This window comes from Cupriavidus sp. 01T418 (assembly GCF_056398885.1).
On sequence record NZ_JBFTQG010000059.1, the window covers coordinates 23,185 to 32,702 of the forward strand.

At 62.2% G+C, this 9,518-nt stretch carries 6 protein-coding genes and 3 pseudogenes; 3 read left to right on the top strand and 6 right to left on the bottom strand.

Features of this window, described 5'->3' with window-relative positions; all coding sequences use genetic code 11:
* Window positions 1-21: 21 nt before the first annotated feature.
* From AC1DQ3_RS32810 to AC1DQ3_RS32820, 3 genes and pseudogenes are all read left to right on the top strand, one after another.
* Window positions 22-771 (top strand): annotated as a pseudogene (locus tag AC1DQ3_RS32810) (electron transfer flavoprotein subunit beta/FixA family protein).
* Between the two features lie 19 nt (window positions 772-790).
* Entirely contained in the window at window positions 791-1,723 is a 933-nt protein-coding gene (locus AC1DQ3_RS32815; protein WP_477124280.1) for an electron transfer flavoprotein subunit alpha/FixB family protein, read from the top strand.
* Window positions 1,724-1,868: 145 nt separating this feature from the next.
* Window positions 1,869-2,015: pseudogene (locus tag AC1DQ3_RS32820) on the top strand (SDR family oxidoreductase); the annotation flags it as partial.
* 138 nt (window positions 2,016-2,153) lie between these two features.
* On the opposite strand, the gene AC1DQ3_RS32825 reads toward AC1DQ3_RS32820, so the two are convergent.
* The 6 genes and pseudogenes from AC1DQ3_RS32825 to AC1DQ3_RS32850 form a co-directional block, all read right to left on the bottom strand.
* Window positions 2,154-2,894, bottom strand: a complete 741-nt coding sequence (locus AC1DQ3_RS32825) for a FadR/GntR family transcriptional regulator (RefSeq protein ID WP_477124281.1) — start codon at window positions 2,892-2,894, stop codon at window positions 2,154-2,156.
* Between the two features lie 74 nt (window positions 2,895-2,968).
* Window positions 2,969-3,937, bottom strand: coding sequence for a Bug family tripartite tricarboxylate transporter substrate binding protein (locus tag AC1DQ3_RS32830; protein WP_477124282.1), 969 nt, complete (start codon window positions 3,935-3,937; stop codon window positions 2,969-2,971).
* A 110-nt stretch (window positions 3,938-4,047) separates the two neighbouring features.
* Window positions 4,048-4,935, bottom strand: coding sequence for a fumarylacetoacetate hydrolase family protein (locus AC1DQ3_RS32835; protein ID WP_477124283.1), 888 nt, complete (start codon window positions 4,933-4,935; stop codon window positions 4,048-4,050).
* Window positions 4,932-5,981 carry a cupin domain-containing protein gene (locus tag AC1DQ3_RS32840; RefSeq protein ID WP_477124284.1) on the bottom strand — a complete coding sequence of 350 codons (1,050 nt, stop codon included), beginning with the start codon at window positions 5,979-5,981 and terminating at the stop codon, window positions 4,932-4,934. The genes AC1DQ3_RS32835 and AC1DQ3_RS32840 overlap by 4 nt, the downstream gene beginning before the upstream one ends.
* Window position 5,982: 1 nt before the next feature.
* Complete coding sequence (locus AC1DQ3_RS32845) at window positions 5,983-7,653, bottom strand: FAD-dependent oxidoreductase (RefSeq protein WP_477124285.1); 1,671 nt, start codon at window positions 7,651-7,653, stop codon at window positions 5,983-5,985.
* Window positions 7,654-8,188: 535 nt separating this feature from the next.
* Window positions 8,189-8,437, bottom strand: a pseudogene (locus tag AC1DQ3_RS32850) (ISKra4-like element ISBugl3 family transposase); the annotation flags it as partial.
* Window positions 8,438-9,518 lie beyond the last annotated feature (1,081 nt).

The window sequence follows — 9,518 nt, forward strand, 5'->3', positions numbered from 1 at the left end:
TCACCTGATAGGAGAGGAGCAATGAAGGTACTGGTCGCAGTCAAACGCGTGATCGACTACAACGTCAAGGCACGTGTCAAATCAGATGGATCAGGTATTGACCTGGCCAACGTCAAGATGAGCATGAACCCGTTTGACGAAATCGCCGTGGAAGAAGCGGTGCGTTTGAAGGAAGCCGGCGTGGCCAGCGAGGTGATCGCCGTCTCGTGCGGCGTGGCCCAGTGCCAGGAAACCCTGCGTACCGCGATGGCCATCGGCGCCGACCGCGGCATCCTGGTCGAATCGAACGAAGACCTGCAGCCGCTGGCCGTGGCCAAGCTGCTCAAGGCCCTGGTAGACAAGGAGTAGCCGCAACTGGTTATCCTGGGCAAGCAGGCCATCGACGACGACTCCAACCAGACCGGCCAGATGCTGGCCGCGCTGGCCGGCCTGCCGCAAGCTACCTTCGCCTCGAAGGTGGTGGTGGCTGATGGCAAGGCGTCGGTGACCCGTGAAGTGGACGGCGGTCTGGAGACCCTGTCGATCAAGCTGCCGGCGGTGGTGACCACCGACCTGCGCCTGAACGAGCCGCGCTACGTGACGCTGCCCAACATCATGAAGGCCAAGAAGAAGCCGCTCGAGACCGTCAAGCCGGAAGACCTCGGCGTGGACGTCAAGCCGCGCCTGGCGACCGTCAAGGTGGTTGAGCCTGCCAAGCGCAGCGCGGGGGTGATGGTGCCGGACGTTGCGACGCTGGTGCAAAAGCTGAAGAACGAAGCCAAGGTCATCTGAGCGCGCCAGGAGATAAAACATGACTGCACTCGTTATTGCTGAACACGACAACCAATCCATCAAGGCCGCCACGCTGAACACCGTGACCGCAGCCGCCCAGTGCGGCGGCGACGTCCACGTGCTGGTGGCTGGCGCCAACGCCGCTGCTGCCGCAGCTGCCGCCGCGAAGATCGCCGGCGTGTCCAAGGTGCTGCTGGCCGACGCCCCGTATTTCGGCGATGGTCTGGCCGAGAACGTGGCCGACCAGGTGCTGGCCCTCGCCAGCGACTACAGCCACATCCTGGCGCCCGCCACCGCCTACGGCAAGAACATCCTGCCGCGCGTGGCCGCCAGGCTGGACGTAGCCCAGCTGTCGGACATCATCAAGGTCGACAGCCCGGATACCTTCGAGCGCCCGATCTACGCCGGCAACGCGATCTCGATCGTGCAATCGTCGGACAAGGTCAAGGTCATCACCGTGCGCGGCACCGGCTTCGACGCCGCCGCCGACGGTGGCTCGGCCGCTGTGGAAATCATCCCGGCAGTGGCCGACGCTGGCATCTCGCAATTCGTTTCGTGCGAAGTGACCAAGAGCGACCGCCCCGAGCTGACCGCTGCCAAGACCATCGTGTCCGGCGGCCGTGGGGTGGGCTCGGGCGAGAACTACACGAAGGTGCTGACGCCGCTGGCTGACAAGCTGGGCGCCGCGCTGGGCGCTTCGCGCGCCGCCGTGGACGCCGGCTTCGTGCCGAACGACTACCAGGTCGGCCAGACCGGCAAGATTGTCGCGCCGCAGCTGTACATCGCCGTCGGTATCTCCGGCGCGATCCAGCATCTGGCCGGCATGAAGGATTCCAAGGTGATCGTGGCGATCAACAAGGACGCCGAAGCGCCGGTCTTCTCGGTGGCCGACTACGGCCTGGTGGGCGATCTCAATACCGTCGTGCCCGAACTGGTGGCGGCGCTGGGCTGAGCGCAGCATGCAAGACCGGACCGTTAATCCGGGCCGGTGCCGGCACGCTACGAGCGGGGTGCAGCGCCCGCCGCCGCTTACCTCCCCCATACCCTGAAACCGGCACCTTCTCATCGCTATTCGCACCTTGCGAGAGGGGAGGCTGGTGGCAGCCGTGCCGCAGGAGGTCATGGACACGAAAATTCCGCCCCAGATTCCGGTCGGCCGGCCCGGCAAGCCGGAAGAGGTGGCAGCCCTGGTCGTCTATTTGTGCTCGGACGACGCAGCTTACGTGACAGGGTCAAATGTCGCCACCTCGTGTGCGAATGCGTCTTTCGTCTTGATCTGTCCAAGGCGGTGCTCAGTCAAAGCGGACTCGCACGCGAGGTTGTGTCGGTCCTGAAACCACTCGCAGCGTGGATGGGCGTCTGCCGCAACCTGCAATCGCCCGCTAAGATGGCTGTTTGAGACGTGCTTTCTCCGCCTTGGCCAGATAGGAGTGCAGCTTCTTAAGGTGCTCGGACATCATCAGGGAGGCTTGCTCGACCTCGCGCGCCCGAAGGTGTTGCAGGATGCGGAAGTGCGTCTTAACGGTCGTCGGCAAGGGCACCGTATTGTCCCGCTGCAGCAGCGAGGAAACCAGGTCGGTAAGGGCGCCGACCAGCAGCACCATCACCTCGTTGTGTGTGGCCCGTGCGAGGACGCGATAGTAGTCCAGCAGTTGGGCTCGGCGCTCTATCAGCTTGCCTTCCTTGGTGAGCTCCTCGGTCAACTCGATGCTGCGCTGTAGCGCGTCGAAGTCCGCCTCGGTGCCGCGCATGCAGGCGAGGCGAATGACTGCGTCCTGAACGATGGCCCGGCTCTCCGTCAGATCCTGGATCGAGATGCTGCCAAAACTCAGCAGGTCGTTCAGCGAGCTGGAGACTACGGACGAGCCAACCTGCGAGATGTAGGTTCCGCCCTTTGGACCTTTGCGCAGTTCGATTACGCCTGAACGCTCGAGGCTTCTCAGTGCCTCCCGGACTGCCGACCTGGAGGTCTGAAATCCCTCGGCGAGATCCCGTTCCGAAGGCAGCCTGTCGCCTGGCTTGAGGGCGCCGCTTGCCAGCTGATCTTTGATTTTTTTGCAGATGTCCTCGAAGACCCGTGGCGGCCTGTCAGTCGTCGCGCTTGAATCTGGAGTTGGCACCATACCTGGAAATCGCACTGGATAGATAAGCAAAATGTGGGGCGGAAGATGAACAGCGCTTTCTTGTCGCGCTGGCACTACTCAGCAACTACGCCGGCAGCCTTGATCATAGCGGAGGTCTGCTGGCTTTCGGCTCGGATTGTATCAGCCAGCATCTTGCCATCGCCGGCTACAACGGTGAGACCCTTCGCATGCACTTGCTGCTCGACGAACACTGGATCCCTCAGCACTTCCGCTACGGCCGCCCGGATCTCCTTGATTACGGCGTCGGGCGTACCGGCCGGCGCAAACAGCGCATACCAGATCGAGCTCTTGGCATAGGGAAAACCTTGTTCCACCGTGGTTGGTACGGACGGGTACTGGCTCAGTCTGGTATTGGCTGCCACTGCCAGCGGCTTGAGCCTGCCGGACTTGATATGGGTTTCCATCACGGCGACGCTGCCGCTGGCAAGCTGCACGTCACCCGCGAGCAATGCAGTCAGATTCTGCGAGATGCCGTTGTAGGGGACATGCAGGAGTTGAATCTTCTCGTGGTCGTTGATCGCGGAGAAGAGCAGGTGCGGCTGGCTGCCGTTCCCGTAGGAGCCGAAGTTCAGGCTGTCTGGCTTCTTCCTGGCCAGATCCACCAGTTCCCTGAGGGAATTTGCGGGCAGCTTGGCATTGGCCACGATCAACTGGTCGGCCTTGACCATCATGATGACCGGCGCAAAACTCGTCTCGGGATCGTACGGCAGCCTTTTGTACAGGAAGCGGTTCGAGACGACAGTCTGGTTCACCGTTGCCAGCAGTGTGTAGCCGTCTGCAGGCGCGCGCGCCACGAATGCCGCGCCAATCACGGAGCCCGCGCCGGCCTTGTTATCCACGACGATCGGCTGCTTCCAGCGGGCAGTCAACCGACTTGTCATGGCGCGGACGAGGACGTCGATGCCGCCCCCGGCGGCGAACGGGACAATGACGTTGACGGGTTTTTCCGGATAGGCGGCCAGCACCGGCGCGGCAGCGAGCAGCAGGGCGCTGGATGCGAACAGCGTTATCTTCTTGAACATGTTGTCTCCTGATCTTCTTGTCCGGGTCCCGCCGGCAGTCCTTGCCTGCACCGGTTTATTGGACATCGCGGCACGGTCGTCGCGACGCTGGTCACAAGGCCCGGTCCGTTCTAATACGCACGTGGTGCAACGGCTTCGCGTTCCTTGACCTCCAGACTCATTTCACCCACGCCCTGGATGGCGATCTTCAACGTATCGCCTGCCGCGAACGGTCCAACGCCTTCCGGCGTGCCGGTGGCGATGACATCGCCAGGCGACAGCGGCAGCACCGACGAGATCAACTCGATCAGCTCCGCCACGCCGACGATCATGTGCTGTGTTGACGCTTGCTGGCGCAGTTCGCCATTGACCCATAGCTGGTTGCTCAACCCGTGCGGATCGCCGACCTCGTCGGCCGTGACGATCCATGGCCCCAGCGGGGTGAAACCCTCGAAGGATTTGCGCATCGAGCGCTCTTCTTCCGCGACGCCGGGTTCGATACGCATGGTGGCGTCGATCAGGCAGGCATAGCCGAACACGTATTCCATGGCGTGTTCGCGCGGAACATCACGACCCGCTTTCCCAATGATGACCGCCAGCTCGGATTCGTGATCGAAGCGCCGGGTGGAACCCTTGGGCAGGAAAATCGTACCGCCGGCCCCAACCAGGGAGCCGGGTGCCTTCAAGAAGAAGCCTTGTTCCCTGGCGCTACGGCCGCCCTTGGTGACGACGCGGTCCCCCAGCTCGCCGATGTGCTTGCGGTAGTTTGCCGGCGCGGCAAATACATGCGGCGGGCAGGGCGTGGCGGGAAGCAGGCGCACCATATCCAGGCGTCGAGGGAGGCTTGCCGCGCGGCATCGCTTGAGTTCCTCCTGAACACTGTCCCAGTTGGAGATGAGCCAGTTCAATCGCTGCTGCGGAAAAGCGTCGATACCGGAAGGCACCACCGCGGTGACATCGTACAGTTGGTCTCCTTCCACCAGACCAATCCGGTAATCGTCGAACGACCCGATCTTCATGCCAGTTCCTCTCTAAAGTAACCCAGTGATTTCAGTACCGGCAGATCGTCGACCTGCCACAGCAGGGCGTCTTGCCCGCCGGTGTTCTCATGTGCGTGCCAATCCCATGGCGCAACCGTGAAGAGGTCGCCGGCGCACCACGCGAAGCGCTGGTCCCCGACGCTAGTCACCCCTTCGCCGCGCATGACGTAGTAGAGCTTGCTGCCGGTGTGGCGCCGCTTCCGCCCCACAAAGCCGGACCGCAGCAGCTGCATCCGCATGGCGAGCGTTGGCATGGCAGGGCCGCCGCCCAGCGGATTGCGATACTCGAGCGCAACATCGTCATACGCATCACCCGGCATGCCCGCGGAGGCAGCGATAGCCTTCTCGGCCATTTCGAAAGGGTAGGCCAGCAGTGGGTTAGCGCCRCCGGCCCGAGGCTGCGCGCCGGGAGGCATCATCAAGCCGCTGCCGAACTGGCGCCAGGTCCGATCCGGCACCGTGTCCACCGGCTGCAGGCCATCCGTGTAGGGTTCGAAGAACGTGGCCTCCAGCGCTTGCATCAGCGAGATGTCAAGGACGTCAAGCCAGATCATCGGCTGGTCGCCCCGATGCACGTGATCGTGCCAGGCCCACGATGGCGTCAGCACGAGATCGCCCGTGCGCATCGGATAGCACTCGCCATCCACCGTCGTCCATGCTCCCTCGCCTTGCATGATGAATCGCAGGGCGTTGGCAGTGTGGCGGTGCGCGGTGGCGACTTCGCCGGGCAGGATGACCTGGATCGACGCCCAGAACGTATTGGTGGTGCCGCGCGGCAGGCCGGGATTGTGCAGGCGCAGTGTCCGGCGCGGCCCACCTGCGGTCAGATCGACCTCCTGTCCGATACGTTCCAGCAAGGGGGACAGATCCTCCCAGCGCCAATGCACGGACTGGGTCGCAGGCCGCGGGCGGCGCGTGAACAATGGGGGATCGTCTGGCTGGTGCACTCGGCAGTGGTACTTTGCCAGGTCCTGCTTCAGGGCACGTCTGCGATCCGCGTCCTGGCCGATGAGCTCGTCTGACATATCAGACCTCCGCCAGTTGGTAAGCGCGGCGCGGAACAGGACTGCCGGCGGCACCCATGCCTCGCACGACATCGACGATGCGGCGGGCATCTGCGGGGACAGTGTCGCCACGCCATGCCACCGAGCCGTCCGGTCGTACCAGCACGAGGCGGCGTCCATAGATGGCCTGGGCTTCAGCATGCGCTATATCGGCCACCTCCAGCGGCAGACCGACCTGCGCAGCCGCCTGTGTGATGGCATCCACCTCGGGAGGATGATCGCCAAAGCGCAGCAGTACGTAATGCTTGCCAAAAAGGTCCAATGTGGACTTTCCTTCAGAGAGCCACACGTGGGGCGCGCGCGATCCCGGCCTCGCGCTCTGCGTGTACCGTGCCACCTCGTTGGGTGGGGCGGGCGTGCCATCGGGAACGACGATCGGTGAATCCTCGTAGACATAACCGAGATGGATGCCGATGGAGAACCATTCGCGCTTCATCATCTCCGTATAACGCGCACCGTACTCACGGCGTGCTGCATCGATATGCACGTTGTCGCTGTCGAAGATGGCCGCTTCGGGTTTGACCACCCGCGGCGACAGCATCCGCCGGAGATTCTCTCCGGCTTCCGTGACGTTGCGCACGGCGACGGGCCGCTGCTCATCCTCGTAGGAATCGAGCAGAAGGGGGCCGCCCCAGCCCTGCAGCGTGCCAGCCAGCTTCCAGCTCAGGTTGACCACATCGAGGATGCCCGTGTTCATACCGAAGCCGCCTGTCGGGGAGGTCAGGTGCGCAGCGTCGCCGGCGATGAAAACCCGTCCCTTGCGGTAGAGGTCGGCCACCAGTTGTCGCCTGACCCAGGGCAGCACCGACAGGATCTCGAAGTCGAACTCCCGTCCCACGGCTCGAACGATGGCGCGGCGGATCTCATCCTCGCCGAGCGTGCGCTTTTCGGCGTTGCCTACCAGTGAGAATCGCCATTGGTCACGGCCGTTGATGGCCACCAGCGTCGCCCAGGTGCCCTCTGGTCCGATGAAGATATAGCGGTAGCCGGGCTGCTTGGTGTGGAGCCGCTCGAGCCCGTCGCAGCGGAAGATGACGTTGGTCGTGTAAGTCAGCACGGCATCGCCCGACATGCTGATGTCGAGTGCCTGGCGCACTGCGCTGGCACCGCCGTCGCAGCCCACCAGGTACTGCGCTTCGATCTGGTGGCGTGCTCCGGTTTTCCCATCCTTGACCGTCACGATGACGTGGTCGCCACGGTCTTCCAGTGTTTCCAGCTCCGTCTCGTACACCAACGCCGCGGCCCCCGTGCTGGCGGCAAAGCGCTGCAGCACCGGATCGAAGAAGTTCTGCGGGCAGCGCTCACGCTTTTGCGGGCTTTGCGGCGGACACGTTTCGTTTCTTGGCGCGGGGAACGTCTCCCTGCCGAACTCATATCCATTCAAGTCGGTCACCCAGGCACAGTCCTGCGGGTAGTCCCGGTTGTAGCCGGCCTGCTCCACCGCCTCGGCGATGCGCCAACGCCGGCAGAACTCCATGGTTCTGATGCCGACCATGTCCATGCGAGGCTGAGGAACGATTCCGTTGCTCCTTTCGATCAGGGTGCACTTGACACCACGCCATCCGAGATCGCCCGCCAATGCCAGGCCGACTGGTCCACCTCCCACGATCAGCACCGGGGTCTTCTGGATCATCTGTCCCTCCATTCTTCATTTAAGCCGACGCTGCCGCCCGCTAGCCAGAACCGTCGACATGACTCGACAAAGCGGTCCGTACCTTGGCGCATGCGCCGGACAATATAAATTGGTCAGACCATGTTGGTAGGACCATGATGGTCTGACCAAATTGTAGCGAAGTAAATGATGTGCGCGAGTTGGTAGAAACCCTAAGGCCGGAGACGGTTGGGTTGTCACAGTCAAGCGGCGTTGCTAATCCCGAGGGGAGTGGAAAGAAGCTGGGGGAGGGCGCCACATTGCGAGTAAGGTGATGATGTTTCCTGGGCGAGTATCGGGGGGCTGCCATGTCACTACGCTGGACTCTTTGCCTACAATCCCACGCCGATGATGGGAGCGTCGAGACTATCCACCTCGGGACAGTAGAGCGACCAACGTGTTACGTGGAGCCTGCGGACTTCGGTCTTTCGCTGGGGGAATTGCGGCAGCTGGCTCTCGCACTCCAACAGGCTGTGGCACAGCAGCAGATCTACGCCTACGACAGAGCCAAGACCGTTGCTCCATGACGAGCACAAAGGTAGGCCAGCTCTGGGGTAGTGCGCGGGGGAAGAAGTCGTTCGATCGGGCACAGCGTTTCCCTGTAGTCTTCTACATCGCCGTTCTCATCAAGCGGCTCAGGGAGGCACATGCAAGCCACCACCCGCGGAACGCGAACTTGAATTGTGCCCAGCGCAGTATCGAACGTGCGCGGGCGCCAATCTTTGATGCGGCGATAAGTTCCGCAACGCGGGCACCTTCGGCGGCTGTCGTTTCTGCGATAACGTCGGTCTCTTGCCTTTCTCACATGCGAGTCCGACGCGAGGCGATCAAGATCGGTGAGTACATTGAAGACCGACAGTTTGCGGTGGGATGGGGTTCGAGCCCTCTGTGCGAGGAACCCGTGAAATCACTGTCGATTGCCATTGACAGCACTGTGCTTACGGCCTATCCGTACGCGGAGAACTCGAAGATTGAGGTGATCGCAGGCCGCATCGAACGAGAGGGTAGGATGGCAAGGCGATTCGCATGCGCAATTCCTCGCAGAACCTTAGCGCGTGTATTAGTGAGCGCAGCCTTGAAGCAGTGCGGTTGGTCTCCGTCGACGTTCGTGGACGTCGTTAATGACGGTGCAAGCGGGATGCGAAGCCTGGTGACCCAAGTCGCGCCTCGAGTAGCGTCACCAATGCTTGACTGGTTCCACCTTGCGATGAAGCTTCACGCGATACGATCATCGCTATTCTCATGCCACTACTTTCTACCGCGCCCAGAAGTCTTTTCACGTTGCGAAAAGGTTTGGCGCAAGATACGAGAGGCTCTGTGGAGAGGCCGAGCGGCAATGGGTATAGAGTTGACCAGGATGTTGGCCGCTTCCATGAAGGAGGAAGCGTTGAAGCGTGAAAGCTTCTATGGCCCTACCGCAGCGACTACCTTCGGTGCTGCCAATCGACTCCTCGTGTTTCTCCAGCATAACGCGACCATCCTTGTTGACTATGCGCGCGCAAGGCGGGCGGGAAGGCGGATCTCCACCGCTCCGGCTGAATCGGTGATGAATCATCTGATCAACCGTCGCCTGTCCAAACGACAGCAAATGCGGTGGTCTATTAACGGTGCACACTACCTTCTCCAGACGCGAGTCGAGCTGCTATTGAGACTTGTATAAATCATGACAACCGATTCGAGTCTGACGCGTTATCTGATCAAAGCGTTGATCGGGAGTCGATTGCATGGCTGGGAAGATGGACGAMGCGACCAGGAATCGGGTTCGCGCTGGACGGATGCTGTTAGCAAACAAGCCGGTCGCGGAGGTTGCGGCTGCGGTGGGCGTGGCACGGCAGACGGTGTACACG